The organism is Pseudomonas sp. 58 R 3, from assembly GCF_900006605.1.
GTDB lineage: Bacteria > Pseudomonadota > Gammaproteobacteria > Pseudomonadales > Pseudomonadaceae > Aquipseudomonas > Aquipseudomonas salomonii.
Window position 1 is genome coordinate 112,491 of the sequence record NZ_CVTT01000059.1, and the last position, 26,972, is coordinate 139,462.

The window sequence follows — 26,972 nt, forward strand, 5'->3', positions numbered from 1 at the left end:
CCGGGGGCGGCGACAGCGGCCATTGGTCGTAGAGGGTCGTGCTTGAGTACTGAGCATAGCTTGCAATGACATGGACTCTGCAAACCGTATACGGTTTCATGAAAGATGCCATGCCATTGTTTCAGAAGAACTTTTTCATCGGATACAAAAAAGGCCACTCTTTCGAGTAGCCTTTTTTGATGTTTGGTTGCGGGAGCCGGATTTGAACCGACGACCTTCGGGTTATGAGCCCGACGAGCTACCAGACTGCTCCATCCCGCGTCTGTGGGCGGCATTCTACAGCCCAGCGGCGAGGTGTCAACCGTTAATAGTCTGATGGGTCAAATAAGTGGAAATTAGTCACTCCACAGCCACCTTGTGCGGTAAGTGCAGGGTGGGCAACGTTTTTTCTGTCTTACAATTTTCATACAGGACTAAAACAGGCGCGCACAAAAAAGGCCACTCTTTCGAGTAGCCTTTTTTGATGTTTGGTTGCGGGAGCCGGATTTGAACCGACGACCTTCGGGTTATGAGCCCGACGAGCTACCAGACTGCTCCATCCCGCGTCTGTGTGTCGGCATTCTACAGAGGAACGCAGGTGTGTCAACCTGTGAATTGAAGAAAAGCGCTTGTGGTTCAATCGGTTAGCTCTCCAGGGTGGGCTTCAAACGGCCTCGGGGCCAGTCTGGCCAAGGGTTTCAGCTCTATTGGCGGCTGGTTTTCGATTGAGAAAATAAATTCACCTGGGAAATTTCCTACCGCTCAAACGGCAGATTCAAACTACTGGTGCTATATACAGGAGTGAGTGCGATACTGGCCGCCCGTTGGATTACACCCTCTGTTTATATGACGCAGCGCAAAATCATCCACGTCGACTGTGATTGCTTCTACGCCGCCATCGAGATGCGCGACGACCCGAGCCTGGCGCAAAAGCCCTTGGCGGTCGGCGGTTCGGCAGACAGGCGCGGAGTGATTGCCACCTGCAACTATGAGGCGCGGGCCTATGGCGTGCGCTCGGCCATGTCATCGCGTCACGCCTTGAAGCTGTGCCCGGACCTGACCATCGTCAAGCCGCGCATGGATGCCTATAAAGAAGCCTCGAAGGAAATCCAGACGATCTTTCGCGACTACACCGACCTGATCGAGCCGTTGTCGCTGGACGAAGCCTACCTGGATGTGTCCGACAGCCCGCATTTTGGCGGCAGTGCCACGCGTATCGCCCAGGACATACGCCGGCGCGTCTCCAACCAGTTGCACATCACCGTGTCGGCCGGCGTGGCGCCGAACAAGTTTCTGGCCAAGATCGCCAGCGACTGGAAAAAGCCCAACGGCCTGTTTGTGATCACCCCGGATCAGGTCGAAGACTTTGTGTCGCAGTTGCCGGTGAAAAAGCTGCACGGGGTCGGCAAGGTCACTGCCGACAAGCTGGCGCGCCTGGGCATCGAAGACTGCCTGCAGCTGCGCGAGTGGAACAAGCTGGCGCTGGTGCGTGAATTCGGCAGTTTTGGCGAGCGGCTCTGGGGCCTGGCCCGGGGGATTGATGACCGCGTGGTGCAGAACGATAGCCGTCGGCAATCCATCAGTGTGGAAAATACCTACGACGTAGACCTGCCGGATCTTTCAAGCTGTCTGGCGAAACTGCCTGAGCTGATGGAAACGCTGGCGGGGCGCATGGCGCGTATCGACAGCAGCTACCGCGCGGGCAAGCCGTTCGTTAAGGTGAAGTTTCATGACTTTACCCAGACGACGCTGGAGCAGGCCGGGGCAGGGCGGGATCTGGAGAGTTATCAACAGCTGTTGACGCAAGCGTTTAACCGGGGCGGGAAGCCGGTGCGGTTGTTGGGGATTGGGGTGCGGTTGCTGGACCTGAGCAATGGCAATGAACAGCTCGAGCTCTCCTGGTAGAAACCGGAAAAAATGTGGGAGCGGGCTTGCTCGCGAATGCGCAGTGTCAGTCGATACATTCATCACTGATACACCGCCTTCGCGAGCAAGCCCGCTCCCACATTTAGATCTATAGCGTTTTCAGGATCTCAGCGTGCCCCAGGATCTGCGACAAGCCGCCCCGCATCCTTGGTCAGTGCCTGCAGAAACTCCTGCTGCAATTCCGGATCATTGCGCGTCAATTCGATCAGGCTTTGTTCCAGCTCGCTGGCCTCTTCTTCCAGGCCCAGTTCCGACAGGCGTTTGACCCGGTGCACCCATTGGCTCACTTCGTCATCTTCCAGGTCGTCGTAGATCAGGCCATGGGCTTCGAGCAACTTGTTGCGCAGTGTGCTGCTGATCGCCAGCGACGAGTCGGAATGCACATCGTCCTGGCCATCTTCCACGCTGATCTTCAAGGTGCTGACGCGGTTCAGGTCCTGCTCGGCAAACGGGCTGTCCAACAGGTTCAGGCGCAGTACGCCGTCGCGGTCGGTGGTCAGCTCATGGGTCTGCTTGCCGGCGGTGACCTGTACCGGGCGTTCGCTCCAGGGCAGGCTCGAATACTCGGTTCGCTTGTCGCGCTGCACTTCATCGATACCCGCCAGGTTCTGTTGCGCACGGCCGTGGGATTGCACGTTCATGAACGGGTTGATGCCGTCCACGCCGTAGCTCAGCCAGTCGTGCGTCATGCTGGTGGGCAGGTTACCGAGGGCGAAGATATTCACCACGTTGGCGCCCGCGCCCGCTACCAGTGCAACGGCACCCAACGGCATCTCATAGAGTTTGCGCCAGGCTTGGTAGGGGGTGTAGCGATCGTAACGGCGGGTGACTTCGAACTCGGTGACCTCAAAGGTCTTTTGCTCGTGAATGCGAACCCGGCGTTGCGGCAGTTCCAGCACTTTGGGTTCGCCGACATCGATTTGCAGGCTGTGATCGAGCAACTTGCGCTCGACCCGCTCCTCGTGCTCACTGCGTTGCGACATTTGATTGGCGCAGCCGCTGACCAGCAGGGCGCCGCACAAGGCGGCGCCCCCCAGGGCTCTGGTGTTTCGCTTGAACATGACTTCTCTTGATCTGGTTTTCAGCGACGAATACGCGCCTGAAGGAAAGACAGCACGTCAGCCACCGGCAACGGTTGGGCGCAGGCTTCGGTCCGGCTCTTGTATTCCAGATTGCCATCGGCCAGGCCGCGGTCACTGACCACGATACGGTGCGGGATGCCAATCAGTTCCATGTCGGCAAACTTGATGCCCGGGCTGGTTTTCTTGTCCCGGTCATCGAGCAGCACTTCAAAACCGGCAGCCGTCAGTTCGGCATACAGTTTGTCGGTGGCTTCGCGTACTTGCTCGTTGTCGTAGCGCAGCGGTACCAGAGCGATCTGGAACGGTGCCAGGGCGTCGCTCCAGATGATGCCTTTCTCGTCGTTGTTCTGCTCGATGGCAGCGGCAACCACGCGCGATACGCCAATGCCGTAGCAGCCCATGTCCAGGGTGATCGGCTTGCCGTTCTCGCCCAGCACTTCGCACTTCATCGCCTTGCTGTACTTGTTGCCCAGCTGGAAGATATGCCCGACTTCGATGCCGCGCTTGATTTCCAGGGTGCCCTTGCCGTCCGGGCTTGGGTCACCGGCCACCACGTTACGCAGGTCGGCCACGGTCGGAACCGGCAGGTCACGCTCCCAGTTCACGCCGAAGTAGTGCTTGTCGTCGATGTTGGCGCCGATACCGAAGTCGCTCATCAGCTCGACCGAACGGTCGATGATGATCGGCAGCGGCAGGTTCAGCGGGCCCAGCGAACCGGCACCGGCGCCAATGGCGTCGCGCAGTTCGGCATCGGTGGCCATGACCAGCGGGCTGGCCACGCCAGGTTGCTGGGCCGCCTTGATTTCGTTGAGTTCGTGGTCGCCACGGATCACCAGGGCGATCAGCTTGCCTTCTTCTTCGGCGCGCACGATCAGGGTCTTGATGGTCTTTTCAATCGGCAGATTGAATTTTTCCACCAGGGCCGCGATGGTCTTGGTCTCTGGCGTGTCTACCAGGCGCAGTTCTTCAGCCGGTGCGGCGCGGGACGTTTCCCGTGGCACGGCTTCGGCTTTCTCGATATTCGCCGCGTAATCGGAACCGTTGCTGAACACGATATCGTCTTCGCCGGATTCGGCCAGCACGTGGAATTCGTGGGAGCCGGCGCCGCCGATGGAGCCGTTGTCCGCTTCAACCGGGCGGAATTTCAGGCCCAGGCGCGTGAACACGTTGCAGTAGGCGGTGTGCATGCGGTCGTAGGTGGCCTGCAAGGACGCCTGGTCTGCGTGGAACGAATACGCGTCCTTCATGATGAATTCGCGGCCGCGCATCAAGCCGAAGCGTGGGCGGATTTCATCACGGAACTTGGTCTGGATCTGATACAGGTTCAACGGCAGCTGCTTGTAGCTGCTCAGCTCGTTGCGCATCAGGTCGGTGATCACTTCTTCATGGGTCGGGCCGGCGCAGAAGTCGCGGCCATGACGGTCCTTGAAGCGCAGCAACTCAGGGCCGTACTCTTCCCAGCGCCCGGATTCCTGCCACAGCTCAGCCGGTTGGGTGCTCGGCATCAACACTTCCAGAGAGCCGGCGGCGTTCATTTCTTCGCGAACGATGGCTTCGACCTTGCGCATCACCTTCAAGCCCATGGGCAGCCAGGTGTACAGGCCGGAGGCCAGTTTGCGGATCATACCGGCGCGCAGCATCAGCTGATGGCTGATCACAACCGCGTCGGAAGGCGTTTCTTTCTGTGTGGCGAGCAAATATTGACTGGTACGCATGGTAGGCCGTTGTCGGTTGCTTGAACTTGAAATGACTTGGGATTGTACGGGCGGTTGTCGCTGGAGTACAGGCGTGAGGTCGTGGCGGTGTTTCTGTTGAAGTAGAGCCTGTGTGGGAGCTGGCTTGCCTGCGATAGCGGTGTTGGATTCACCATCGCTATCGCAGGCAAGCCAGCTCCCACATTGACTGAGTCAGGTCAGTCTTCTGCGGGAGGATTCAATCGCGCCCGTCGGCTTTCCTGAAACCAGTGCAGCGCAATCAGGAACAGCGTCGGCACACCCAGCAGGCAGGTGATGATGAAGAAGTTGTGATAGCCGAACTTCTCCACCATCACGCCCGAGTAGCCACCAATCAGGCGCGGCAGCAACAGCATGATCGAGCTGAGCAGCGCGTATTGGGTGGCGGAGAACTTGAGGTTGGTCAGGCTCGACAGGTAGGCGACAAACGCCGAAGTAGCCAGGCCCGAACTGAAGTTATCCAGGGAGATGGTGAAGATCAGCATCTGCAGGTCGGGGCCCATGTCGGCGAGCATCACGAACAGCAGGTTGGTGGCCGCCGAGGCAATGCCGCCGATAAACAGGATCGGCAGGATGCCGAAGCGCACGATCAACAGGCCGCCCATACCGGCGCCGAGCAGGGTCATGATCAGGCCGAAGATCTTGCTGACCCCGGCGATCTGGTCCTTGGTGAAGCCCTGGTCGATGTAGAACACGTTGGCCATCACGCCCATCACCGTGTCGGACATGCGATAGGTCGCAATCAGCCCGAGCAGCAGCAGCGCCTGCCAGCGATAACGCAGGATAAAGTCGTTGACCGGCGTCAGCACCGGCGCCAAACCCCGGCGGCCCATGGCCGAGAGGCACAGGGTGGTGAGGATGATGTACAGAATGGCGCGCAGGAACGCGCGGTCTTCCATCAGCAGCTCCCACAGGCTCACGCCGTGGAACAGCACGCTGGCGAAATCGGTGTTGTACAGCTGGGTGAACATCGCCGGGACCGACACCAGCAGCACGATCAGCACAAAGACCGAAACAAGCTGATGTGCAAAGCTGTAGCGCCCGGCCTGCAGTTGGGTGCGCAGTGGTACGTCGGGTTCACGCATGAAGAAGGTGGTCAGCAGCGCCGGGATCATCAGCACGCCGAACAGCACGTAAGTGCCGGTCCAGGCCGAGTGCTTATAGTTGAAGCCGGTGGAACCGAAGCCTTCGGCAAAGAACAGCGCGCCGGCGGTGGCCAGCAGGGCGGCGATGCGGTAGCCGGACATATAGCTGGCAGCCAGCGCGGCCTGGCGGCTGTCGTCGGCGATTTCCAGGCGATAGGCGTCTACCGCGATGTCCTGGGTGGCCGAGGCGAAGGCTACGATGACGGCAATGGCGATCAGCCAGGACAAGTGCTTTTGCGGGTCGCAGAAGCCCATGCCGATCAACCCGAGGATCACCAGCGTCTGGGCAAGTACCAGCCAGGAGCGACGTCGTCCCAGTTTGCCGAGCAGCGGCAGGCGCCATTGGTCGAGCAGCGGCGACCAGACCCATTTAAACGCGTAGGCCAGGCCGATCAGGCTCGCATAGCCGATGGTCTCGCGGGCCACACCGGCCTCGCGCAACCACACGGACAGCGTCGAAAACACCAACATGTAAGGCAAGCCGGCGGCGAAGCCGAGCAACAACAGGACTAACGTCGAAGGGCTGGCATAGGCGGCGAGCGCGGCGCGCCAGGTTTTACGGGGCATGGGCTGGAGTCTGCCTCAGATTTGCGGAAACAAAGCGCGCACTCTAACCGCTGTGCTCTACCGGGCGCCAGCCATGACGCTGAATATCAACGCGATTATTCAGGATACTGACGCCTTCACTGCGCAAACGCGCACGTTGTTCGTCGCCTGAAGCACTGCCCACCGGCAGACTTATCCGACCACCGGCACCCAATACCCGATGCCAGGGCAGGCGGGTGCCCTCGGGAAGCTGGCTCAATGTACGCCCGACCCAGCGGGCGGCCCGGCCCAGCCCGGCCAGGTGCGCCAATTCGCCGTAACTCACCACGCAACCTTCGGGCACTTGCGCCAGGGTCAGGTACAAGGCCGTGCGGCGCATGTCTGCGGGGCTTTGGGGGGCGTCTTCGGGTGTGTGGGGTGTGGGCATCGCCGCGTCTTTATAAAGAGGTGTTTTTGTAAGAAACGTCTGTAATCATTCCGTTGAGAATTGAACTCAATATAAATCCTTGAGTCAGTCCAAGCTATCTAACACGATAACGCCCCTTTTTCGCCATTTTCGAGCCTCGAATTCGCTTATGTTGTCCAGAACCCTGCTCTGCCTTGCTGTTCTCAGCGCCTCCACGCCCCTGCTCGCCGACACCATATGGTTGAAGAACGGTGACCGCCTGACCGGCAAGATCAAAGTCTTCGACGGTGGAAAATTGCTGATTCAGACCAATTACGCAGGGGCCATCCCGGTGGACTGGAAACAGGTCAAGACCCTGGAAAGCGACCAGGAACTGCTGGTCAAGCAGGACGCTTACACCGGTGAAAAGGCCAAATCCCTGAAAGCGGCGGAGGATGGCAAGGTCACCCTGACCAATGGCGAAGCGCCGAAAACCGTGGACTTGGCCAGCATCCAGCAGATCCTCAAGCCAAAGCCTGTGATCGAAGACCTGGTGTGGAAGGGCAATGTCGACCTGGCGCTGGACTACAAACGCGCCGACAAAGACACCAACGACTATGACATCGACTTCAAGACCACCGCCCGTCACGGCCAGTGGCGGCATACCGCCCAGGGCGAATACAACCGCGAGTTCCAGGATGACGTGACCACCACCGACAACTGGTCGCTGGAATATGACCTGGACCGCTTCATCACCGAGCATTGGTACTGGCAGGGCCGCTTGACCTACAAACGTGACAAGGTTGAAGACCTGTCCCGCCAGCGCACCGTCGGTACCGGCCCTGGCTACCAGTTCTGGGACGATGAGCTGGGCGCGTTCTCCCTCGGCTCGCTGGTCAACCGCACCGATTACCAGTATTCGGACGATCGCAAGAGCAACTTCTATTCCCTGGCCATGAAGTGGAGCTACAACCGCTACCTGGTGGGCAAGACCGTGGAGTTCTTCACCAACGGTGAAGTGGGCAAACCGCTGGCCGGGCCGTCCGATTACTCCCTGGATGCGGAAATGGGCCTGCGCTACAAAGTCACCGAGTGGGCGTCGCTCAACCTCAAGGCCGAGCGTGACCTCATTAATGGCGAATCGCAAAGCAGCCTGGACAAGACCCGTTACACCGCAGGCTTCGGCGTCGCCTGGTAAAACAGCCCGGTAAAACCAGCAACGGGCACTCTGGCAACCCGCGCCGATATTGATTACCTTGTGTTGAGATTCATTCCCATAGACGCCATAGGCTGTGGGCGGCTGAACACCCGAGGAGTCATACCGTGAGCACGCAGGTTGCCAAGAACGCCCGAGAGCTGTTGCTCAAGGAATACCGTGGAGCGCTCTCCACATTGTCCAAAGCCATGCCGGGTTTTCCCTTCGGCTCAGTGGTGCCGTACTGCCTCGACGCGCAGGGCCAGCCGATCATCCTGATCAGCCGCATCGCCCAGCACACCCACAACCTGCAAAAAGACCCCAAGTGCTCGCTGCTGGTGGGTGAGCGCGAGGCGGATGACGTGCAAGCGGTAGGGCGCCTGACCTACCTGGCCGAAGCCGAAAAGCTTGAGGATGAGGCGGCGATTGAAGCCGCCGCCGAGCGCTATTACCGCTACTTCCCGGATTCGGCCAACTACCACAAGGCCCACGATTTCGACTTCTGGGTGCTCAAGCCGGTGCGTCACCGTTACATCGGCGGCTTTGGTGCGATTCACTGGGTTGACCAGCTCACCCTGGCCAACCCGTTTGCGGGCCAAGCCGAGCGCAGCATGATCGAGCACATGAACAGCGACCACACCAAGGCCATCGCCCACTATGTGGAGCTGACCGGCCTGCCGACCACTGAACCTGCGCAATTGGCCGGTATCGACAGCGAGGGCATGCACCTGCGTATCGGCCAGTCCTTGTATTGGCTGCCGTTTGCCGAGCCTTGCAACACGCCGACACAAGTGCGCGAAGCCTTGGTTTCATTGGCTCACGCCGACGTCTGGCCGAAAAAAGAAGCCGTCAGCGCTTGAATTCACGAAACGGCGACGTCATCTAAGGTGGACTGGCAAGGCATTCTTGCGTTGAGGAACCATTTGATGCGCCCTTTTTTATTGCTCTTTCTGCTGTTCCCGGTGTTGGAGCTGTTCGTATTCGTTCAAGTCAGCAGTGCCATCGGGTTTTTCCCGGCGTTGCTGTTGATCATTCTCGGCTCGATGCTCGGCGTGCTGGTGCTGCGCGTCGCCGGCCTGGCCACGGCGCTGCGTGCCCGTGAAAGCCTGAACCGCGGCGAACTGCCTGCACAGACCATGCTTGAAGGCCTGATGATGGCCTTGGCCGGTGGTCTGTTGATCCTGCCGGGTTTTATCAGCGATGTGGTCGGCCTGGTCATGCTGCTGCCGTTCACCCGCAAGCTGTTGGCCGGCAAGATGCGCCAGCGTGCCGAAGAAGCGGCGATCCGCCAGCGTGCGTTTGCCGATGACCTGCAACCCCGTGGCGGCCCGGCTCCGCGCCAGCCGTTGGGGCGTGAAGGGGATGTGATCGAAGGCGAGTTCGAACACCGCGACAGCAAATAACCGCATGACCTGCACGGCGCCTTTGGGTGCCGTGTTGCTTTTGCCGCCCGGCATTCATAAAAAATTTCCGTCGCGGCCTCTTGTAATAAGCTTATGCGCCCTTATGTAACGGTCACCGCAAGGTTTCTGGTGGCGACACCAGACAGACTTCCGCGTCTTGCTTGGCGAGGCGCGACCGGCACCGCCGGAATACAACTTGCCGGTATCGATACCGGCCGATGAAAAACACAATTAGGAGAGATCGACAATGAGCAAGCTTCGTCCTCTGCACGACCGCGTCGTAATCCGTCGCAGCGAAGAAGAAAAGAAAACCGCTGGCGGTATTGTTCTGCCAGGTTCGGCTGCTGAAAAAGCCAACCACGGTGTGATTCTCGCTGCAGGCCCGGGCAAGACGCTGGAAAACGGTCAAGTACGTGAGCTGGCCGTAAAAGTGGGTGACAAGGTTGTTTTCGGCCCTTACTCCGGCAGCAACACTGTGAAAGTCGACGGCGAAGACCTGCTGGTCATGGCTGAGAACGAAATTCTCGCCGTTCTGGAAGACTGATTCCCCGCTCATTTTCCCGTTACTACAAAGTATTTAAGGAATATCGATCATGGCTGCTAAAGAAGTTAAATTCGGCGATTCCGCCCGCAAAAAAATGCTCACCGGCATCAACATCCTGGCTGACGCGGTAAAAGCGACCCTGGGCCCTAAAGGCCGTAACGTGGTTATCGAGAAGAGCTTCGGCGCTCCGACCATCACCAAGGACGGCGTTTCCGTAGCCAAAGAAATCGAACTGGAAGACCGTTTCGAAAACATGGGCGCGCAGCTGGTCAAAGACGTTGCCTCCCGTGCCAACGATGACGCAGGCGACGGCACCACCACCGCTACCGTACTGGCTCAAGCCATCGTCAACGAAGGCTACAAGGCCGTCGCTGCCGGCATGAACCCGATGGACCTCAAGCGCGGCATCGACAAGGCGACCATCGCCATCGTTGCTGAGCTGAAAAAGCTCTCCAAGCCATGCGCCGACACCAAGGCTATCGCTCAGGTAGGCACCATCTCCGCCAACTCCGACAACTCCATCGGCGACATCATTGCCGAAGCCATGGAAAAAGTCGGTAAAGAAGGCGTGATCACCGTTGAAGAAGGCACTGGCCTGGAAAACGAACTGTCGGTTGTAGAAGGCATGCAGTTCGACCGTGGCTACCTGTCCCCGTACTTCGTCAACAAGCCTGAGACCATGGTTGCCGAGCTGGACAGCCCGCTGATCCTGCTGGTCGACAAAAAGATCTCGAACATCCGCGAAATGCTGCCAGTGCTGGAAGCCGTTGCCAAAGCCGGCCGCCCACTGCTGATCGTTTCCGAAGACGTTGAAGGCGAAGCCCTGGCGACTCTGGTTGTGAACAACATGCGTGGCATCGTTAAAGTCGCCGCCGTCAAGGCCCCAGGCTTCGGCGACCGTCGCAAGGCCATGCTGCAGGACATCGCTGTTCTGACTGGCGGTACCGTTATCTCCGAAGAGATCGGCCTGAGCCTGGAAAGCGCCACCCTGGAAAACCTGGGTAGCGCCAAGCGCGTGACCATCTCCAAAGAAAACACCATCATCGTTGACGGTGCTGGCGTTGAGCAGGACATCCAGGCTCGCATCACTCAGATCCGTGCCCAGGTTGCCGAAACCTCGTCCGACTACGACCGTGAAAAACTGCAAGAGCGTCTGGCCAAGCTGTCTGGCGGCGTTGCAGTGATCAAGGTTGGCGCCGGTTCCGAAGTTGAAATGAAAGAGAAGAAAGCCCGCGTTGAAGACGCCCTGCACGCAACCCGTGCAGCCGTTGAAGAAGGCGTGGTACCTGGCGGTGGCGTTGCGCTGATCCGTGCTCTGGAAGCCCTGGCTGACCTGACCGGCGACAACGCTGACCAAAACGTCGGTATCGCTGTTCTGCGTCGTGCCGTTGAAGCACCGCTGCGTCAGATCGCTGCCAACTCCGGCGACGAGCCAAGCGTTGTGGTCAACGAAGTCAAGAACGGCAAAGGTAACTACGGTTACAACGCTGCGACTGGCGAATACGGCGACATGATCGAAATGGGCATCCTGGACCCTACCAAGGTGACTCGTTCCGCGCTGCAAGCAGCAGCCTCCATCGGTAGCCTGATCCTGACTACCGAAGCTGCAATCGCCGACAAGCCAAAGGCTGAAGGCGCAGGCGGTGGCGGTATGCCTGACATGGGCGGCATGGGTGGCATGGGCGGCATGATGTAACCCAGCCTTACCCGGCTATTAAAAAGCCCCGCCTGCAGTGATGCAGGCGGGGCTTTTTTGTATTCAAAAATGTAGGAGAACCAATGTGGGAGCGGGCTTGCTCGCGAATGCGGTGTATCAGTCGGTGGATGTATTGACTGACACTGCGCATTCGCGAGCAAGCCCGCTCCCACATTAGGCCCGCGCTATATCTGTCTCAACCCAATGTACGGCGCCGCAACAGCTTCCTGAAGGTCATGCCCCGCGCCAGGGTTACTTGGGCAGCCGGCACAAGTGCCACGGGTTGCGGTGCAGCAGCTTGGTTGAGTGAGCCAGGGCCAGGCAGGTGCGCGAGTTTCTCAACGCCGGCGGCTCGGGGCCACCTCCGGGGTGGTGGGGTAAGGAGCGCATCCTGCGCCGTTGGCCGACGTGCCGTATTGGCGGTGTGATCGCCAGCGTGTTTGTCTTCCATCCGTGGTGATGGCTTGTCCGTAACCGCCAGGCGCGAGGCTGACGCATTACCGGGCACGAATGCGCCGGCAACGATGCACAGCGACAGCATCAAGGTGGGCAAATGCTTCTTACGGGGATGCATGAAAGGGCTCTCCAACCGGGGATTCAGTTGGCGAGGTTACGGGCGATGGGATGGCTTGGCTGTCACAGGCTGTAACAGCGCTCTAAAGAGGGCGCAACGGCAGTACCAGGCTCATGCGTGCGCCGCCCAGCGGGCTGCGGGTTACCGACAACTCACCGTGATGCCACTGGGTTGCGCGCTTGGCCAGCGCCAGGCCGAGGCCGAAGCCACTGGGTTCGTCGCCGCCCATGGCCAGCCGCACGAAGGGCTCGAAAATCTTTTCACGGTTCTCCGCCAATATGCCGGGGCCGTCATCGTCGACATGCAGCACCAAGTGCTGCTCACCCTGATAAGTGGCGCTCACGCACACTCGATCACGGGCATAGGTGATGGCGTTGCTCAAGAGGTTGCGCACGATCAGGTGCAGCAGGGCGCGGTCGCCGATCAGTTCAAGCTGTGCAGGCTCGGTTTCCAGGCTCAATTGGCGATGGTGCCCGTCCAGCAACGCGAACTCCTGGTGCAGCCAGTCACGCAGGTTGATGGGCTCATGCTGCAAATCAGTGGGCGCGCCGGCCATCCGCGCAAAGGCGAGGCTGGCGCGAACCAGGGCTTCGAGTTCTTCGACATCGGTTTGCAAGCGCTCTTGCAGGCGCGCGCGGGTCGGCGGGTCTTCACTTTTGCTCAGCAACGTAAGGGCGAAACGCATACGCGCCAGCGGCGTGCGCAGTTCGTGGGAAACAGCCTGAGAAACTTCGCGGTGGCGTTCGCTCATGGCGCTGATGTCCCGCGCATGCTGTTGCAAGGTCAGCAGCAACGGCGTCCATTCTTTGCCCAGAGCCGGCAGCATGACGTTTGGGGTGCGTGCCAGGGTGCCCAGGCAGTTGTTGAGCGTGGCCAGGTCCTTGTTATGCCGCCGGTACGCGCGCAAACCGAAGGCCAGCAGCAGCAACACCGGCAAGCCTGCGACACAGGCGGTGATCCAGAAAATCGGGAATTTCAGCAGGTCCTTGACCTCGGCGCTTCCCCACATAGGGCCGAATCGGATCACGGTATCGTCGTCCAGCGGGAAGTAACTGATGTCTTCGTCGCTGTTCAGCGCCGGCTGCTGGTGTTCGAGCATGACCATGGCTTCGGGCGGCAATTCGACGTCGTCATACGGAATCAGCTCTACCGGGTACTGGAAGTGCGCGCGCAGGATGTCCATGCGCGCTTCACGCTTCTCGGCAGGCACGCCTTTAAGCTGTTCGGCCACCAGGTAGCCCGGACCGGCCATCAAGCGCAAAAAGCTGTCTTCGCCGACAAACACCGAGGCGTTGGTGCACAGCCACAGCAGATAAAGGGTCAGGCTCGTCCAGCCCGCGCCCGCCACGGCCACCATCCAGGGGCGCAGTTTAAACATGCTGGGCCGCCTGGGGGATTTCGACAAACAGGTAGCCTTGGGCCGTGATGGTCTGGATGGTCACCGGGCAGGCCAGGCTCATCAGCTTTTTGCGCAGGCGCGACACACGCATATCAATCGAGCGGTTAAGCCCGTCGTATTCCAGGCCGCGCAAGCTTTGCAGAAGTTTCTCGCGGGTCAGCAACACGCCACTGTGGCGGGCGAAAATCGCCAGCAATTCGAACTCGGCCACCGAGAACTGCAACGGCGTGCCGTCGAGCCAGGCGAAATGACTGTTGAGGTCCAATCGAAACGCGCCCCACTGATAAGACGCGTTGGGCGCCTGGCGGTGACGGCGCAGTAATGAACGCACCCTGGCCAGCAACAGCAGCGGGTCGACCGGCTTGACCACGTAATCGTCGGCGCCCACGTGGAAACCGGTCAATTGCTCGGCGTTTTCATCCAGCGCGGTCATCATCAGGATCAGCCCGGGGTAGCTGTCGCGAATCTGGCGGCACAGGGTAAACCCGTCGATGCCCGGCAACATGACATCGAGGATCAACAGCGCCGGTTTTTCCTCAAGAATGCGCTGTGCGGCGCGATCTCCACGGTGCTCCACGGCGACGGTAAAACCTTCGGCGCGCAGGAACTCGGCCGTCAGCGCGGCCAATGGGCGGTCATCTTCGATCAGCAACAGGGAGTCGGACATGCAAGGGCGCCATCGCCGGAGGATGGCGCAAGTGTCACGCCCTTGCCCTGTGGTAGGCAAGGGCCAGAGCGCAGCTGTCAGCGTACGCTGATCGCAGGGGGCACTTCCTTCGGCGCCTTCCAGCTCAGCAATTGTTGTGTGTAGCCATAGCTGGCCGCTTGGTAGTAGGTGATGGCGCGTTGTATCAACGGATCATCACTGCCCACGCGTAACTCTTGGCTTTCACCCAGGGCTTGATCGTGGCGACGCAGGCCCTGGCGTGGGCTTAAAATGGCCAGGTCCTTGCCGTCAAACAGCCCCAGATACTGGTAGTTGCCGACCACCACGCGCGGTGGCAACGGGTTGTCCTGCAACAGGTTGCGGCCGAAGAAGGTCGACTCGTAGCTCAGGTTGATCAGGCCCAGCAAGGTCGGCGCAAGGTCGATCTGGCTGGACAGTTGTGCGGTTTCCCGGGCTTCGATCAGCTTGGGGGCATAGATGAACAGCGGGATCTGGTAGTTGGTGATCGGCAAGTCTTCCTTGCCTGCACTGCCGGCGGTGTGGTCGGCGACGAACACGAAAATCGTGTTATCGAACCAGGGCTTCTGGCGTGCCGCTGCGAGGAACTCGCCAATAGCGTGGTCGGTGTATTTGACGGCGCCGTCACGGCCTTTACCGGACTTGATATCAATGCGCCCGTCCGGGTAGGTGTAGGGGCGGTGGTTGGACGTGGTCATCAGTTGCAGCAGGAAGGGCTGCTGCTTGGCGTAGTCGGCGTCGGCAAGTTTCAGGGTTTGCCGGTAGAGGTCTTCATCAGCCATGCCCCAGGCGTTCTTAAACGAAATTTCCGCTTCAGGCACACTGCTCTGGTCGACGACCCGATAACCGTTGCCGCTGAAAAACGCGTTCATATTGTCGAAGTAACCGCGCCCGCCGTAGACGAACACGCTGTCGTAACCGACGGCACCGAGTTGTTGGCCAAGGCTTGCGAAACCGCTTTCACGGCCGATGCGCTTGACGATCGAGCGGCCGGGCGTGGGTGGAATCGCCAACGTGATCGCTTCCAGCCCACGGTCAGTGCGGGTGCCGGTGGCATAGAAGTTATTGAAGTACAGGCTTTGTTTACGCAGCGCATCAAGGTTGGGCGTCAGGTTGTTCTCATCGCCGTTGCTGCCCATGTATTTGGCGCTGAAGCTTTCGATGGTCACCAGCACGATGTTGGGTTTACGCAATGTGCCTGGGTTGTCGATAGTGCGGCGGATATCCAGCGGGTCTGTGCCGATAAAGCGCGCATTGGGTTCACTGAGTTCTGCGCGCAGTTGTTTGGCGACAACCTCGGTTGGCAGGCTTTTGTAGAACTGCGTGTAATCGAGTTCGTTATTGCGAAAGGCGGCAAAAAATTGGTAGGGGCCGTTGCTCGCCAATTCGTTCATATAGGCATTGCCGCCTTGGGCACGCGGGCTGTTCTGGCTGATCAATTGCACACTCAGACCGGCGGCTACCAACAGGCACAGGGCGTTCAGCAAGCGGCCGCGCATTGGCGGGAGCGGGGCGTTCATCGCCGTATTGAACGGCTTGCGCAGGGCCAGGCTCACAACTATCGCCAGCATCGCCAACAAACTGAGCAGTTTGCCGATCGGGTAGGACTCCAGCAGGTTGTTCAACACCTCCTTGGAATACACCAGATAGTCGACGGCAATAAAGTTGAAGCGCACACCGAATTCATCCCAGAACAGCCATTCAGCGACCGCCGTGAACAGCATGGCAAATACGCTTGCGGTGAGCACCGCTTGCAGGAACCAGCGATGGCCGCGACGGCGCCACAGCGCGGGCGGGCACAGCAGCAGGTACAGGCCCAGCGGCAAGGCGGCATACACCAGGAAGCTCAGGTCATAGAGCAAACCCACGCCAAACACCGGCAGCAAATTGCCGCCGACTTCATCCAGATGAGTGATCAGCAGCACGCTGCGGGTCAGCAGGAAAATCACCAGCCAGGTTGTGGTGACGAGCAGCAGAAAACGCATAGGCGCGTTTTTGAGAAACCCCATGTCCATATTCCTTATATCGATGGGCGAGATGTTCAACCTGGCACTGTAGTTAGTGTGTGAAGCTATAGTGAAAAACTTGTTGGAATATGTAATTGGTTGAAAACCTTTATCGGCATGGCTCCAAGGTCTATCCCTGAGCCACACTTGGCCTTAAGCTGCGCGAGCCAACAAGGCCGTTACCGCGTACGGAGACACTGCCCATGCGAATTTTATTGGTTGAAGACAACCGCGATATTCTGGCCAACCTGGCCGATTACCTGGGGCTAAAGGGCTACACCGTGGACTGTGCGCAGGACGGTTTGTCGGGCCTGCACCTGGCCGCCACCGAGCATTACGACCTGATCGTGCTCGACATCATGCTGCCCGGTATCGATGGCTACACGCTGTGCAAACGCCTGCGCGAAGACGCCCGCCGCGACACGCCGGTGATCATGCTCACCGCCCGCGACCAATTGGATGACCGGCTGCAGGGCTTCAAGTCCGGCGCCGATGACTACCTGCTCAAACCCTTTGCCTTGTCCGAGCTGGCCGCGCGCATCGAAGCCGTGCTGCGCCGTGCCCAGGGTGGCGGGCGCCGTGCCCTGCAAGTGGGTGATTTGAGCTACGACCTGGATACCCTGGAAGTCACCCGCGAAGGGCGCTTGCTCAAGCTCAACCCGGTGGGCTTGAAGCTGCTCGCGGTGCTGATGCAAAAAAGCCCGCACGTACTGCGCCGCGAAATCCTCGAAGAGGCCCTGTGGGGCGACGACTGCCCGGACAGCGACAGCCTGCGCAGCCACGTTCACCAATTGCGCCAGGTAATCGATAAACCCTTTGCCAAGCCGTTGCTGCAAACGGTGCACGGCGTGGGTTATCGCCTGGCCGAGGGCCGTGATGGAGTTTAAGCAAAGCCTTGCCCAGCGGATCATCATCGCCTTTGCGCTGATGAGTGCGCTGGTGGCGGGGGCCTTCGCCATGGGCATCGTTGCGACTGTGCACCTGGTGGAAGAAAAACTGATTTCGGCCGGCCTGGGCGGCGACCTGCAGCGCCTGTTGTTGATGGACAGCGTTGAGGACTGGAGCCACCGGCCCGAGCCCGATCAGCTGTTTTACTTCAGCGGCGGGCCTGGAGATTTCGAGCTGCCCAAAGACCTGCGGCACCTGGAACCGGGGTTTCACGAAGTATTCCGCGAAGCGCTGTCGTACCACGCCATGGTTGAAGTGGTAGATGGCCGACGGTATGTGTTGCTGCAAGACCAAAGCGATTTCGAAGAACGTGAGCGCGTGCTGTTTGCCGTGGTGCTGGTGGGCTTTGTGCTCAGCCTGGCGCTGGCGGTGTTCCTCGGTTGGGTGCTGGCCCGCAAGGTGATGGCGCCGGTGGTGCGTCTGGCCCGCCAGGTGCGCCATCGTGACCAATTGCTGGGCTTGGCGCCGCCGCTGGCGCCGGACTACGCCGCCGATGAAGTCGGCGAGCTGGCCGTGGCGTTCGACGCCACCCTGGGCCGCCTGCGTGCGGCCTTGTCCCGTGAGCAATTGTTTACCAGCGACGTGAGCCACGAACTGCGCACGCCCTTGATGGTATTGGCCAGCTCCTGCGAACTGCTGTTGGAAAACCCGGCCATTGACCAGCGTGGTCGCAACCAGGTGCTGCGAATCGCCCGTGCGTGTGAAGAGATGCGCGAGCTGGTGCAGACCTTCCTGATGCTGGCGCGTGCCCAGCACGATGATTCCGGCATGTCGGCCCAAGTCAACCTGACCCAGGTGGCCGAAGATCTGCTCGGCATCTGGCGCGGGCCCATCGAGCAAAAAGGCCTTGAGTTGATCTTCAGCCCGGGAAACCCGTTGGACACTCGCTACAACACCACCTTCTTGCATGCGGTGATGGGCAACTTGCTGCGCAATGCGTTGCACTACACCGAGCAGGGCTTTATCCGCCTGACACTCGAACCCAGCGGCTTTGTGGTGGAGGACACCGGGGTCGGCATTCCCGAAGACAAGCGTGAAGCGATGTTCGAGCCCTTTGTGCGCGGCAGCGAGAAGCGTGGCGAAGGCCTTGGCCTGGGTTTGTCGCTGGTGCAGCGCATTTGCGAGAGCCAGGGCTGGAGCGTCAGCCTGAGCACCATGGAGCCCAATGGCTGCCGTTTTCATGTGGAGTTGAGCCAGGTCAAACCCTGAAAGTAGACCTGGCCGCTATCCTGCCAGAGAACCCGCTAAATCGGCGAAGATGGCCCCATGCTATTGCTTGTGTCTGTAAAGTCTTGAAATGTATGGGATTGGACAGGACAAGTTTTTCACAACGGGTTGACCTGTTGATCACAGTTTGCTGCTTAAGGTTGTAGGCATCAGCTACTGGAGATCCGTTGATGTCTACCCCGATCAAGCTCGATTTTTCCGAAAAGTACGACGATCAGCACGCGCAGAATTATTTGCTCAAGCATCAGGACAATCTGGCTCGCCGGCTGTCCCACAAACGCGACGAGCAATTGGCGCGCGGTGCGCTGGCCATGGCCGGCGAGCCGGGCCTGGTGCTGGACCTGCCTTGCGGTGCCGGGCGGTTCTGGCCATTGTTGGCGGAGAAGCCCAACCGTGTGATTATCGGCGCTGACAATTCGGAGTCGATGTTGAAGGTCGCCACCGTCGCCCAGCCGGCGGAGGTGGTGAAGCGGGTACGGCCTTTGCACACGTCTGCCTTTGATATCGATTTGCCCGATAACGCGGTCGACAGTATTTTTTGCATGCGTTTGATGCACCACATTGGTGATCCGGCGCACAGGCTGGCAATACTGAAAGAATTTCAGCGGGTTACCCGCGACAGCGTGATTATTTCGTTGTGGGTGGATGGCAATTTCAAGGCTTGGAAACGCAAGCGCGCCGAAGCCAGGCGTCGCAAGAAAGGTGAGCAGGAAGGTTACCAAAACCGGTTTGTGTTACCGGCTGCTACTGTCGAGGCAGAATTTGAGCAAGCCGGTTTCCGGGTCCAGGAATCCCTGGACTTCATGCCGCTCTACGCCATGTGGCGAGTCTATGTATTGCGTAAGAGGTAACAGGATGGCAGTTGAGTGCGTATCAGGCAGTCACGTAGCTCCCGAAGAACGATTTGATTTTTTCTGGCGCCAGCAGGGCGAATGGGTCGAGGAACCCAACCGCCGACGCGGTGGTGAAAGCGGTGTGCAGCGAGTCGTGAGCCCGAATGGCCGCTTGCTCTACAGCAAACGCCAGACCGGGCATATTTACCGCAGTTGGCTTCACCCGTTCGGACGCCCGACCGTGTTGCGCGAACGTGACGCCCTCAAAGGTCTGCGTTCGCTGGATGTACGCGTTCCGGAACTGGTGTTCTGCGGCGCGCGCCGTGACCCCGAGCACCAATGGAAAGCCTTGTTGGTGACGGCGTCCCTCGACGGTTTCGACGAGATCGAAAACTGGTACGCCGCCGGTGGCCGTGAGCAGTACGGCGAGTTGGTTCACGAGCGCATGCTCAAGGAATTGGCGGGCACCCTGGCACGCATGCACAAGGGGCGCTGGCAACATGGTTGCCTGTACATCAAGCACATTTTTGTACGCGTGACCGGCGAAGGCGACTCGGCCAAGGTGGAAGTGGCGCTGCTGGATTTCGAGAAGTGCCGTCAGCGCCTGACCGCTTATCGGGCCGCCTCCCATGACATGCTGCAATTGCGCCGCCATTCGTCGTGGAACAGTACCGACTGGGAAAAACTCAGCTACTTTTACGAGACGGCGTTTGGCAGCGCTATCAAGGGTTTAAGTAGATGAAGCTAGAAATAGCACGAGGTGTGTTCCTGGTCGGCGCGTTGGGCATTGCAGCCCTGGCGCTGGCTGCGTGGGAACAACCTCGCACACAAGTGCTCAGTGCGGCGCAGGGTAGCGGGCAATGCTTGCTGCCACGTGTTGCCAAGGCCAGTGTGGCGGCCAAACCGGATCATGAGTTGCTGTTGTTCATGTTCGGCATGTCCCAAGGGATGAGGCCGCAGAGTTGAAAAGATTTTACCCCCCGACAAAGGGCCTTGCGACGCGAGGCCCTTTTTTTATCTCAAATGATCAGGTGCAGATGGTTATCCCAAAGCCCGGCCGGCAATTGCAGCGGCTTGGCCACCAACTGCGGCTGGCGGCAATCGTAGAAGCGGCAACGGCCCTGGCCTGAGGTGACGACAAAGCCATCCGCCACCGCGCCTACGCCCGCGCAGTCGGGCAACGGCCCGTCCAGACGCAGCGCACCGCTGTCCATGTCCCAGATAAAAAACCGGTTACCCCGCGGCGCCGTCAGTGCGACCAGACGCAGTTCGCTGTGCACGGCGACGCTGGCGGTGTAATGCCCCATGGCTTGCAGTTGCTCATCGGCCACCGGGAACGCCACGAACGGCTGCCCCGGACGCTTGATCGCGAGCAACTCGGAGCGCTCCTGGGACGGCCCCATGAACTGCTGCCCGGTGAGGATCGTGCCATCGCTGGCAATCCCCATATGGCGCACGCTGTTCATCTGTTGGCCCAGGGTTTCCTTGCTGATCAGGCTGCCGTCGCGGTGCATCAGCACCAGGCTCGGTTCCATGGCGTTGAGGTTCATCTCCACACGGCTTTCGGCTTCGGTGCGAATGCCGCCGTTGGCCACCACCAGGGTTTCGCCGTCGGGCATCCATGACACCTGGTGCGGGCCGATGCCATGGGTGGAGATTTCGCCGCTGTGCACCAGGCGCTCGCCCTCGAACTTGTACACACCGAGCAGGCCACGGCCGGGGTCGGAGGTGTCGTTCTCGGTGGCGTACAGCCAGTCGCCGCTCTTATGGATGACTGCGTGGCCATAGAAGTGGCGATTGGCATTGGACGTGATGGTTTGCAGCAGTGTGCCAGTACGCAGGTCGATCAGGTAACTCTCGGTGCCCGGGCGACGGGCGACGAACAGTGCAATCGGCAGTGTCGGGTGATTGATGATGTCATGGCAGCGCTGGCCGACCTGTGTGGCAAACACTTGCGTGCCGTCCAGGCGAAAACCCACGGCGTAGTGCTTGCCGTCCGCGTCATCGCGGGCCGACAGCAGCAGCGGTGCCTGCTTCTTTTGTTTGAACAGCGTCCAGCCACCCAACGTCAGTGCGCTGAGCAGCACACTGCCAACCGCCAAAGCCTGTCGCCTGAGCATCATCAGTCACCGTCGTTAGCGTTAAAGCCCAGTTGGATGCCCAACGCCTTGGCCAGATCACCTTCGTGCAGGCGGTGGACCACGTTGAGGCTGTCGTAAATGTCGTTAAGTTGCTGGCGCCCGGCATCATCGGCCAACAATTCGTTGAGCGTGCGCTGGTTGCTGGCGAACAGCTTGAGCGAGGCGGCGTAAGCGGCGTCGATCTTGTCGGCCAACGGCTTCTGCTCGGACCCCAACAGGCCGCGCAGGCCTTTGTTGTCGACACCCACCCACACGGTCTGGGCCGCCGCGAGGCTGGCCTGCAGGCTTTGCAGGGACGACTGGCTGCGCCAGGCATCGGCCTGGAACGGTTGCGGGATGCCCTTGGTCTGGCGGCCCATCGGTGTGCCGAGTTTTTTCTTCAAGGTATCCAGTGCGGTGACCTGCACACGCAGCAGATCAGCGATGGCTTCGTGGGAATCGGCGTAGCGCTGGTTCGGGAACTTGGTCATCTGCGCGAGCATGCCGTCGGTGCTGTTCCAGCTGGCCAGGATCTCTTCGGCCAGGGTTTTCTGACGCTCACCAATGGCCACCAGCAGTGGGCAGTAACGGGCTTTCTGGGCTTCGTCGGCGACGTCGGTCTTGGCGTCGTAGAGGATGTATTCGTAAGCCGACAGGCCTTGCACCACTACGCTGGACTTGGCCAGGGCGGCACCGTCGATCTGCGGCTGGGCGCTGACCAGCCGTTCGACCTGGCGACCCACCAGGTTTTTCTTGTCCGGCCAGAACTGCACTTGCCACGAACGGTTGCCCTCGGCCAGCGGGCCGATCAGCAGCGGTTGCAACTCAGCCCAGGCTTTTTGCGCGTGCAGGAAGTCGGCGCGGGCCGTCTCCAGGCTTTCCTTGCCCTGGCAGTAGGCGAGGGCGCTGACGGCCAGCTGGCGGTCAGCTTCAACCCAGCGGCTGTAGGTGGGCAGGATCACTTGCTTGGCGATGGCCGCCGAGGTCACCGCTTGCGGGTCCTGGGGCGAGCAGGCGCCGAGGGCGAGGGCGGCAAGGCTGGTGAACAGCAACTTGGGACGGAACATGTCGAGCTCCCTTCTGTCAGTGTGGCAATGCTTATAAGGAATTCAGGAACGCCAGCAACGCAGCACGCTGCTCGGCATTAAAGGACAACACATGCTGCTGCGCCGCTTGTGCTTCACCGCCATGCCAGAGCACGGCTTCGAGCAGGTTACGGGCGCGGCCATCATGCAAAAACTGGGTGTGACCACTTACGGCCTGCGTCAGGCCAATGCCCCACAACGGCGGCGTGCGCCAGTCGCGGCCGCCGGCCTTGAACTCGCTGCGGTGGTCGGCCAGGCCTTCGCCCATGTCGTGCAACAGCAGGTCGCTGTATGGGCGAATCACCTGGTTGGCCAATTCAGGTTCGGCGGCCGTGGCCGCCGTGGTGAACGTCGGCTTATGGCAACCCTGGCAACCGGCCTGGTAGAACAGGTTTTTACCGGCGAGCACCTGCGGCGTGTTGACGCCACGGCGTGCCGGCACGGCAAGGTTGCGGGTGTAGAACAGCACCAGGCGCAGGATGTTATCGCTGACTTCCGGCTCGCCCTCGGGGCCATTGCCATTGGGCGCCTGTTTGCAGGCGACTTGGGCGTCGGTGCAGTCATCAAAGGGTCTCAGGGACGTGGTGAGGCCCATATCACCAGAAAACGCGTGAACATTTTGTTGATTGAGGTTGGGTTGCCCGGCTTTCCAGCCAAAACGCCCGAGTACGGTTTGGTGCTGCGCGTCATCCCAGACCCAATTGGCGCGACCGACGAGGGCTTCCTTGTCGGCGGTTTTCGCGTCGGTGTTGCGCAGAATGTCGGCATCGCTGATGGCTTCGAGCAGGCCCAGGCCGATCATCGGTGGCGCAATCCGCGCCGAGAAAAGTGTTTCGGGGTGCATCGGGCCGTAGCCCAGCTGGGTGATTTGCAGGTTTGGCTTGCGTAACTCGACCACGCTGCCGTCCTTGAAGGTCACGTTGACGGGCGTGTAGTCGACCCGCACTTTGCCTTCAGGCGCTACGCCCGGCACGGCCATGTCCTGCAGTTGCCCACCGTAAACCGGCTCAGGCACCACACCTATCTGCTCGATGAGCCTGGCATCCACAGGCGCAGCCGGAATCGACAGGCGCACCAGCATCGACACCGCATTCGGCGCGTCGGGCAGCGGCGGATGGCCACGGCCGTCCTTGATATGGCAGTTTTGGCAAGCATTGGTGTTGAACAGCGGGCCCAGGCCATCACGCGCGGTGGTGGTGGACGGCGCAATCACCCAGGGGCTGCGAAAGAAGCTGTTGCCGACGCTGAAATCCAGGCGACGGGTGGGTGCCAGGTTGGCCGAAGGCAGGGAAAACGCGTTCTGATCGCGCTTGTTCACCGTCGTCGCGCCGCCTGCCCGTGATTCCCCCGGTTCTGCCTTGGTGAATCTGGGCGCGTCATCGCAGGCAGTCAGGCTCAAGGCCAGCAATGCTGAACACAGACGAAGAGGCGAACGGACCATCGGGTTTCCTGCGGCTAAGGCGAAAAATAAGGCCGCAAAGTCTAACAGGGCAGGGCGGATTGAATAAGAGCAATTATCGTTTGGTGGAATCCGATTCATTCCCGCTAGAATGACCGCACATTTTTTCTGGAGGTGGCCAATGCAGGCTCTCGACGCTTTGCTCAACCGTGTTTCCGTGCCGCGTCTGCTGGAACCGGCGCCGACCCAGGCGCAGCGCGACGTGCTGTTCGCCGCCGCCATGCGCGCGCCCGACCACGGCCAACTGCGCCCATGGCGCTTCCTCACCGTAGAAGGCGCCGCCCGTGAGCAGATGGGCACGTTGCTGGCCGAAGCCGCACGCCTGCAGGACGCCGACGCACCGCAAGCCGCTATCGACAAGGCTCAGAATGGGCCGCTGCGTGCGCCGTTGGTGGTGGTGGTGATAGCGCGGTTGCAAGAGCACTTTAAAGTACCTAAATCCGAGCAACTGCTGGCGGCTGCCTGTGCGGCCCACGGTATTTTGCTGGCGGCGTATGCGCAGGGAATTGGGGCGGTGTGGCGCACCGGTGAGTTGTCCTACTCGGCCCATGTGGCTAAAGGCTTGGGGCTGACGGCGGATGAGGAAGTGATTGGCTTCCTCTATCTCGGTACGCCGCAGAATCCTCCGCGTACGGCGGCCAAGGAAGATGTAGCGGCGTTCGTTCAGGCCTGGACTGGCGTCTGATTGTGGGAGGCTGGCTTGCCCGCGATAACGGCCTGTCAGTCATGGATGTACTGACTGACCCACCGCCATCGCGGGCAAGCCAGCTCCCACAGGGATCTTCATTGTTTTGAGGATCGGGTTTATACCTTGAACTGATCCATCAACTTCATTTGCTGGGTCGCCAACGCATTCAGCTGGCTGCTGATCGCCGCCGACTCGGTGGCCTGGCCGGTGAGGGTTTCGGTCACGGTGCGGATCGCCGAGACGTTGCGGTTGACCTCTTCGGCCACGGCGCTCTGTTGTTCGGCGGCGCTGGCGATCTGCAGGTTCATGTCGCTGATCACCGTGACCGCGTCACTGATCTTGCCCAGTGCCTGCACGGCTTGATGGATCTGCCCGGCATTGCTCTGGGCCTGCTGCTGGCTGGAATGCATGGTCGCCACCACACCACGGGTGCCGCTCTGGATGCGCTCGATCACCAGGCGAATTTCCTCCACCGAGTCCTGAGTCCGTTTGGCCAGGTTGCGCACCTCGTCGGCCACCACCGCAAACCCGCGCCCGCTTTCTCCGGCGCGTGCCGCTTCGATGGCGGCGTTCAGGGCCAGCAGGTTGGTTTGCTCGGCAATGCTGCGGATCACTTCGAGCACCGAGCCGATCTGTTCGCTGTTGACCGCCAGCGCTTCCACTTCGGTCACGGCCTTGCTGACCTCTTCGGCCAACGTGGTGATGTCGCGGGTGCTCTGTTCAATGATCGACATGCCGTCACGCGCCGACTGGTCTGCGCCACGGGCGGCGCTGGCAGCGTTGGAGGCGCTGTTGGCCACATCATGGGCGGTGGCGCTCATTTCATTGGAGGCAGTGGCCACCTGGTCTATTTCGCGGAATTGCACCTGCATGCCTTCGCTGGTCTGGCGGGCAATGGCTGAGGACTGGTCCGCCGTGCCACGTGCTTCGGTGATGCTCTGTTTGATCTGCGCAATGGTCGGTTGCAGCTTGTCGAGGAAGCGGTTGAACCAGTTTGCCAACTCGCCCAGTTCGTCCTTCTTGGCGTAGGTCAGGCGCTGGGTGAGGTCGCCTTCGCCGCTGGCGATGTTTTTAAGCATCGCCGCAACGGTGTTGATCGGCCGGGTCACGCCGGTGGCGGTCAGCCAGATCAGCAGCAGGCCGAGCAAGGCAGCAGCGGCGCCGACCAGCAAGGCTTTGAGCGTGCCCGAGGCCTGGGCTTTGTCGAGCACGTCTTGCAGTTTCAAGGTGTCGGCCAGCATCACGTTTTTGGGCAGTTTGATCACCACGCCCCAGGCCTTGGCGTCGGCAATCGGCTTGACCGGGTACACGGCGCGGATCGTGTCATCTTGCTCACGGATCGTGCGGGTATCGTTGGCCATCAGTTGCACGATTTCCTTGCCTTCACTGCCGAGGGTGTCGATCAGATTCTTGCCGACTTTGTCCGGCTGGCCGCTGTACGCCGCAATCAAACCGGTGCTGGACAGAATCTCCAGGTGCGCCGCGCCGTCGAACAGTTCTTTTTGCGCCGCGTCCGTCATCGCCTGCAGCGTATTGAGCGCCAGATCGATACCGACCACGCCGATGACTTTGCCGTCGACGATCAGCGGCAGCGAAATAGTGGTCATCAGCACCTGCTTGCCGGCCACTTCATCGGAATACGGGTCGAGCAGGCACACCGTGCGTGTGTCCCGTGGGCAGGTGTACCAAATGTTGTAGGGCGTGCCGCTGAGGTTGAGGGAGGTTTTGGTCAGGTCAGCCTCGACCATCACCGTGTTCAGTCCTTCGCCGCCAGCGCGGCTCCAGTAGCTGGCGAAACGGCCTTTTTCATTGGAAACGCGGGTTTTGTCGTTGACGAAGTCGCTGTCTTTGCCATCCAGGCCATTGGGTTCGAATGACAGCCAGATGCCCAGTACCTTGCTGTTGCGCTCAAAGGCGGTTTTGACACTCTGGTTGAGCTCTTCTCGCAAGGCGCCGGGTTCCAGCGCTCGTTTGTTGGCGAGGGCGCGCAGGTCTTTGACGTGATCGGCCAGCGCGGTGACCACCACGAGGTTTTCGCCAAAGGTTTTCTGTAACTGCACCGCCTGTTCGGCGGCCTTGGCTTGCAGCAGGTGTTGAATGTTTTGGGTGAGCATTCGCGAGCTTGAATCGCTGATCAAATGGTCATTCTGATCGGTCTCGTGCAGGTTGATACTGATGATCAGCGCTATCACCCCCAGCAGACAAAGGCCCGACAGCAGCACGATTTTCAAGCGGATGGAGAGGGTGTCGAACATAGGTTCACTCGCGATTGGACTCGTTGAAATGCAAGCAGGGCGAGCCAAGTCCATTCGGC

At 60.2% G+C, this 26,972-nt stretch carries 24 protein-coding genes and 2 tRNA genes; 12 read left to right on the top strand and 14 right to left on the bottom strand.

What is annotated here, in order from left to right; translation table 11 throughout:
- Window positions 1-184: 184 nt before the first annotated feature.
- Both BFP92_RS17085 and BFP92_RS17090 read right to left on the bottom strand, forming a co-directional pair.
- Window positions 185-261 (bottom strand) — tRNA-Met (locus tag BFP92_RS17085).
- A 207-nt stretch (window positions 262-468) separates the two neighbouring features.
- A tRNA-Met gene (locus BFP92_RS17090) sits at window positions 469-545 on the bottom strand.
- Between the two features lie 280 nt (window positions 546-825).
- Between BFP92_RS17090 and dinB the strand changes: the two genes are divergently transcribed.
- Entirely contained in the window at window positions 826-1,884 is a 1,059-nt protein-coding gene (gene dinB / locus BFP92_RS17095; protein WP_065930397.1) for a DNA polymerase IV, read from the top strand.
- 128 nt (window positions 1,885-2,012) lie between these two features.
- Here the strand turns inward: dinB and BFP92_RS17100 are convergent, their stop codons facing one another.
- The 4 genes from BFP92_RS17100 to BFP92_RS17115 form a co-directional block, all read right to left on the bottom strand.
- Window positions 2,013-2,966: a hypothetical protein gene (locus BFP92_RS17100; protein WP_065930398.1), complete on the bottom strand. Its 954-nt coding sequence runs from the start codon at window positions 2,964-2,966 to the stop codon at window positions 2,013-2,015.
- A gap of 20 nt (window positions 2,967-2,986) precedes the next feature.
- Window positions 2,987-4,702: a proline--tRNA ligase gene (locus BFP92_RS17105; RefSeq protein ID WP_065930399.1), complete on the bottom strand. Its 1,716-nt coding sequence runs from the start codon at window positions 4,700-4,702 to the stop codon at window positions 2,987-2,989.
- 197 nt (window positions 4,703-4,899) lie between these two features.
- Window positions 4,900-6,432: an AmpG family muropeptide MFS transporter gene (locus BFP92_RS17110; RefSeq protein WP_017139744.1), complete on the bottom strand. Its 1,533-nt coding sequence runs from the start codon at window positions 6,430-6,432 to the stop codon at window positions 4,900-4,902.
- 43 nt (window positions 6,433-6,475) lie between these two features.
- Window positions 6,476-6,838, bottom strand: a complete 363-nt coding sequence (locus BFP92_RS17115) for an MGMT family protein (RefSeq protein WP_065930400.1) — start codon at window positions 6,836-6,838, stop codon at window positions 6,476-6,478.
- Window positions 6,839-6,986: 148 nt separating this feature from the next.
- Between BFP92_RS17115 and BFP92_RS17120 the strand changes: the two genes are divergently transcribed.
- The 5 genes from BFP92_RS17120 (at window position 6,987) to groL (ending at window position 11,634) form a co-directional block, all read left to right on the top strand.
- Complete coding sequence (locus BFP92_RS17120) at window positions 6,987-7,994, top strand: DUF481 domain-containing protein (RefSeq protein WP_056858680.1); 1,008 nt, start codon at window positions 6,987-6,989, stop codon at window positions 7,992-7,994.
- Between the two features lie 125 nt (window positions 7,995-8,119).
- Complete coding sequence (locus BFP92_RS17125; RefSeq protein ID WP_065930401.1) at window positions 8,120-8,851, top strand: HugZ family pyridoxamine 5'-phosphate oxidase; 732 nt, start codon at window positions 8,120-8,122, stop codon at window positions 8,849-8,851.
- 66 nt (window positions 8,852-8,917) lie between these two features.
- On the top strand, window positions 8,918-9,394 hold the full coding sequence (locus tag BFP92_RS17130; RefSeq protein WP_016975517.1) for an FxsA family protein: 477 nt from the start codon (window positions 8,918-8,920) through the stop codon (window positions 9,392-9,394).
- Window positions 9,395-9,641: 247 nt separating this feature from the next.
- Window positions 9,642-9,938 (top strand): co-chaperone GroES, encoded by a 297-nt coding sequence (locus tag BFP92_RS17135; protein ID WP_017139748.1) that lies wholly within the window; start codon window positions 9,642-9,644, stop codon window positions 9,936-9,938.
- Window positions 9,939-9,987: 49 nt separating this feature from the next.
- A complete protein-coding gene (gene groL / locus BFP92_RS17140; RefSeq protein ID WP_056858678.1) occupies window positions 9,988-11,634 on the top strand; it encodes a chaperonin GroEL in 1,647 nt (548 codons plus the stop codon).
- Between the two features lie 196 nt (window positions 11,635-11,830).
- Here the strand turns inward: groL and BFP92_RS31305 are convergent, their stop codons facing one another.
- The 4 genes from BFP92_RS31305 to BFP92_RS17155 form a co-directional block, all read right to left on the bottom strand.
- Entirely contained in the window at window positions 11,831-12,208 is a 378-nt protein-coding gene (locus BFP92_RS31305) for a hypothetical protein (protein ID WP_139114081.1), read from the bottom strand.
- An 82-nt stretch (window positions 12,209-12,290) separates the two neighbouring features.
- Complete coding sequence (locus tag BFP92_RS17145) at window positions 12,291-13,586, bottom strand: sensor histidine kinase (RefSeq protein ID WP_065930402.1); 1,296 nt, start codon at window positions 13,584-13,586, stop codon at window positions 12,291-12,293.
- On the bottom strand, window positions 13,579-14,274 hold the full coding sequence (locus BFP92_RS17150; protein WP_056858676.1) for a response regulator: 696 nt from the start codon (window positions 14,272-14,274) through the stop codon (window positions 13,579-13,581). The genes BFP92_RS17145 and BFP92_RS17150 overlap by 8 nt, the downstream gene beginning before the upstream one ends.
- 77 nt (window positions 14,275-14,351) lie before the next feature.
- Window positions 14,352-16,301 carry an LTA synthase family protein gene (locus tag BFP92_RS17155; RefSeq protein ID WP_065930403.1) on the bottom strand — a complete coding sequence of 650 codons (1,950 nt, stop codon included), beginning with the start codon at window positions 16,299-16,301 and terminating at the stop codon, window positions 14,352-14,354.
- 200 nt (window positions 16,302-16,501) lie between these two features.
- Here BFP92_RS17155 and colR point away from each other — a divergent pair, with 200 nt between their 5' ends.
- The 5 genes from colR (at window position 16,502) to BFP92_RS17180 (ending at window position 20,272) form a co-directional block, all read left to right on the top strand.
- Entirely contained in the window at window positions 16,502-17,185 is a 684-nt protein-coding gene (colR, locus tag BFP92_RS17160; protein WP_003175870.1) for a two-component system response regulator ColR, read from the top strand.
- Complete coding sequence (locus BFP92_RS17165) at window positions 17,175-18,455, top strand: sensor histidine kinase (RefSeq protein ID WP_065930404.1); 1,281 nt, start codon at window positions 17,175-17,177, stop codon at window positions 18,453-18,455. The genes colR and BFP92_RS17165 overlap by 11 nt, the downstream gene beginning before the upstream one ends.
- Before the next feature lie 188 nt (window positions 18,456-18,643).
- Window positions 18,644-19,324 carry a class I SAM-dependent methyltransferase gene (locus BFP92_RS17170; protein ID WP_056858673.1) on the top strand — a complete coding sequence of 227 codons (681 nt, stop codon included), beginning with the start codon at window positions 18,644-18,646 and terminating at the stop codon, window positions 19,322-19,324.
- Window positions 19,325-19,328: 4 nt separating this feature from the next.
- Complete coding sequence (locus tag BFP92_RS17175; RefSeq protein WP_058422710.1) at window positions 19,329-20,048, top strand: lipopolysaccharide kinase InaA family protein; 720 nt, start codon at window positions 19,329-19,331, stop codon at window positions 20,046-20,048.
- A complete protein-coding gene (locus BFP92_RS17180; protein ID WP_065930405.1) occupies window positions 20,045-20,272 on the top strand; it encodes a hypothetical protein in 228 nt (75 codons plus the stop codon). The genes BFP92_RS17175 and BFP92_RS17180 overlap by 4 nt, the downstream gene beginning before the upstream one ends.
- Before the next feature lie 53 nt (window positions 20,273-20,325).
- Here the strand turns inward: BFP92_RS17180 and BFP92_RS17185 are convergent, their stop codons facing one another.
- From BFP92_RS17185 to BFP92_RS17195, 3 genes are read right to left on the bottom strand one after another with little or no spacing between them, the layout of a single operon-like run.
- Window positions 20,326-21,426: a DUF1513 domain-containing protein gene (locus tag BFP92_RS17185; protein ID WP_065930406.1), complete on the bottom strand. Its 1,101-nt coding sequence runs from the start codon at window positions 21,424-21,426 to the stop codon at window positions 20,326-20,328.
- 2 nt (window positions 21,427-21,428) lie between these two features.
- Window positions 21,429-22,493 (bottom strand): imelysin family protein, encoded by a 1,065-nt coding sequence (locus BFP92_RS17190; protein ID WP_065930407.1) that lies wholly within the window; start codon window positions 22,491-22,493, stop codon window positions 21,429-21,431.
- A 31-nt stretch (window positions 22,494-22,524) separates the two neighbouring features.
- Complete coding sequence (locus BFP92_RS17195) at window positions 22,525-23,952, bottom strand: di-heme oxidoreductase family protein (RefSeq protein WP_065930408.1); 1,428 nt, start codon at window positions 23,950-23,952, stop codon at window positions 22,525-22,527.
- 139 nt (window positions 23,953-24,091) lie between these two features.
- Here BFP92_RS17195 and BFP92_RS17200 point away from each other — a divergent pair, with 139 nt between their 5' ends.
- A complete protein-coding gene (locus BFP92_RS17200; protein ID WP_065930409.1) occupies window positions 24,092-24,655 on the top strand; it encodes an NAD(P)H nitroreductase in 564 nt (187 codons plus the stop codon).
- A gap of 119 nt (window positions 24,656-24,774) precedes the next feature.
- Here BFP92_RS17200 and BFP92_RS17205 read toward each other — a convergent pair whose 3' ends face one another.
- Window positions 24,775-26,913: a methyl-accepting chemotaxis protein gene (locus BFP92_RS17205; RefSeq protein WP_065930410.1), complete on the bottom strand. Its 2,139-nt coding sequence runs from the start codon at window positions 26,911-26,913 to the stop codon at window positions 24,775-24,777.
- Between the last annotated feature and the right edge of the window lie 59 nt (window positions 26,914-26,972).

Excerpts from the sequence above, each read along its gene's own strand:
- dinB (WP_065930397.1), top strand. The coding sequence starts at position 826 with ATGACGCAGCGCAAAATCATCCACGTCGACTGTGATTGCTTCTACGCC.
- BFP92_RS17100 (WP_065930398.1), bottom strand. The coding sequence starts at position 2,966 with ATGTTCAAGCGAAACACCAGAGCCCTGGGGGGCGCCGCCTTGTGCGGC.
- BFP92_RS17105 (WP_065930399.1), bottom strand. The coding sequence starts at position 4,702 with ATGCGTACCAGTCAATATTTGCTCGCCACACAGAAAGAAACGCCTTCC.
- BFP92_RS17110 (WP_017139744.1), bottom strand. The coding sequence starts at position 6,432 with ATGCCCCGTAAAACCTGGCGCGCCGCGCTCGCCGCCTATGCCAGCCCT.
- BFP92_RS17115 (WP_065930400.1), bottom strand. The coding sequence starts at position 6,838 with ATGCCCACACCCCACACACCCGAAGACGCCCCCCAAAGCCCCGCAGAC.
- BFP92_RS17120 (WP_056858680.1), top strand. The coding sequence starts at position 6,987 with ATGTTGTCCAGAACCCTGCTCTGCCTTGCTGTTCTCAGCGCCTCCACG.
- BFP92_RS17130 (WP_016975517.1), top strand. The coding sequence starts at position 8,918 with ATGCGCCCTTTTTTATTGCTCTTTCTGCTGTTCCCGGTGTTGGAGCTG.
- BFP92_RS17135 (WP_017139748.1), top strand. The coding sequence starts at position 9,642 with ATGAGCAAGCTTCGTCCTCTGCACGACCGCGTCGTAATCCGTCGCAGC.
- groL (WP_056858678.1), top strand. The coding sequence starts at position 9,988 with ATGGCTGCTAAAGAAGTTAAATTCGGCGATTCCGCCCGCAAAAAAATG.
- BFP92_RS31305 (WP_139114081.1), bottom strand. The coding sequence starts at position 12,208 with ATGCATCCCCGTAAGAAGCATTTGCCCACCTTGATGCTGTCGCTGTGC.
- BFP92_RS17145 (WP_065930402.1), bottom strand. The coding sequence starts at position 13,586 with ATGTTTAAACTGCGCCCCTGGATGGTGGCCGTGGCGGGCGCGGGCTGG.
- BFP92_RS17150 (WP_056858676.1), bottom strand. The coding sequence starts at position 14,274 with ATGTCCGACTCCCTGTTGCTGATCGAAGATGACCGCCCATTGGCCGCG.
- BFP92_RS17155 (WP_065930403.1), bottom strand. The coding sequence starts at position 16,301 with ATGGGGTTTCTCAAAAACGCGCCTATGCGTTTTCTGCTGCTCGTCACC.
- colR (WP_003175870.1), top strand. The coding sequence starts at position 16,502 with ATGCGAATTTTATTGGTTGAAGACAACCGCGATATTCTGGCCAACCTG.
- BFP92_RS17165 (WP_065930404.1), top strand. The coding sequence starts at position 17,175 with ATGGAGTTTAAGCAAAGCCTTGCCCAGCGGATCATCATCGCCTTTGCG.
- BFP92_RS17170 (WP_056858673.1), top strand. The coding sequence starts at position 18,644 with ATGTCTACCCCGATCAAGCTCGATTTTTCCGAAAAGTACGACGATCAG.
- BFP92_RS17175 (WP_058422710.1), top strand. The coding sequence starts at position 19,329 with ATGGCAGTTGAGTGCGTATCAGGCAGTCACGTAGCTCCCGAAGAACGA.
- BFP92_RS17180 (WP_065930405.1), top strand. The coding sequence starts at position 20,045 with ATGAAGCTAGAAATAGCACGAGGTGTGTTCCTGGTCGGCGCGTTGGGC.
- BFP92_RS17185 (WP_065930406.1), bottom strand. The coding sequence starts at position 21,426 with ATGCTCAGGCGACAGGCTTTGGCGGTTGGCAGTGTGCTGCTCAGCGCA.
- BFP92_RS17190 (WP_065930407.1), bottom strand. The coding sequence starts at position 22,493 with ATGTTCCGTCCCAAGTTGCTGTTCACCAGCCTTGCCGCCCTCGCCCTC.
- BFP92_RS17195 (WP_065930408.1), bottom strand. The coding sequence starts at position 23,952 with ATGGTCCGTTCGCCTCTTCGTCTGTGTTCAGCATTGCTGGCCTTGAGC.
- BFP92_RS17200 (WP_065930409.1), top strand. The coding sequence starts at position 24,092 with ATGCAGGCTCTCGACGCTTTGCTCAACCGTGTTTCCGTGCCGCGTCTG.
- BFP92_RS17205 (WP_065930410.1), bottom strand. The coding sequence starts at position 26,913 with ATGTTCGACACCCTCTCCATCCGCTTGAAAATCGTGCTGCTGTCGGGC.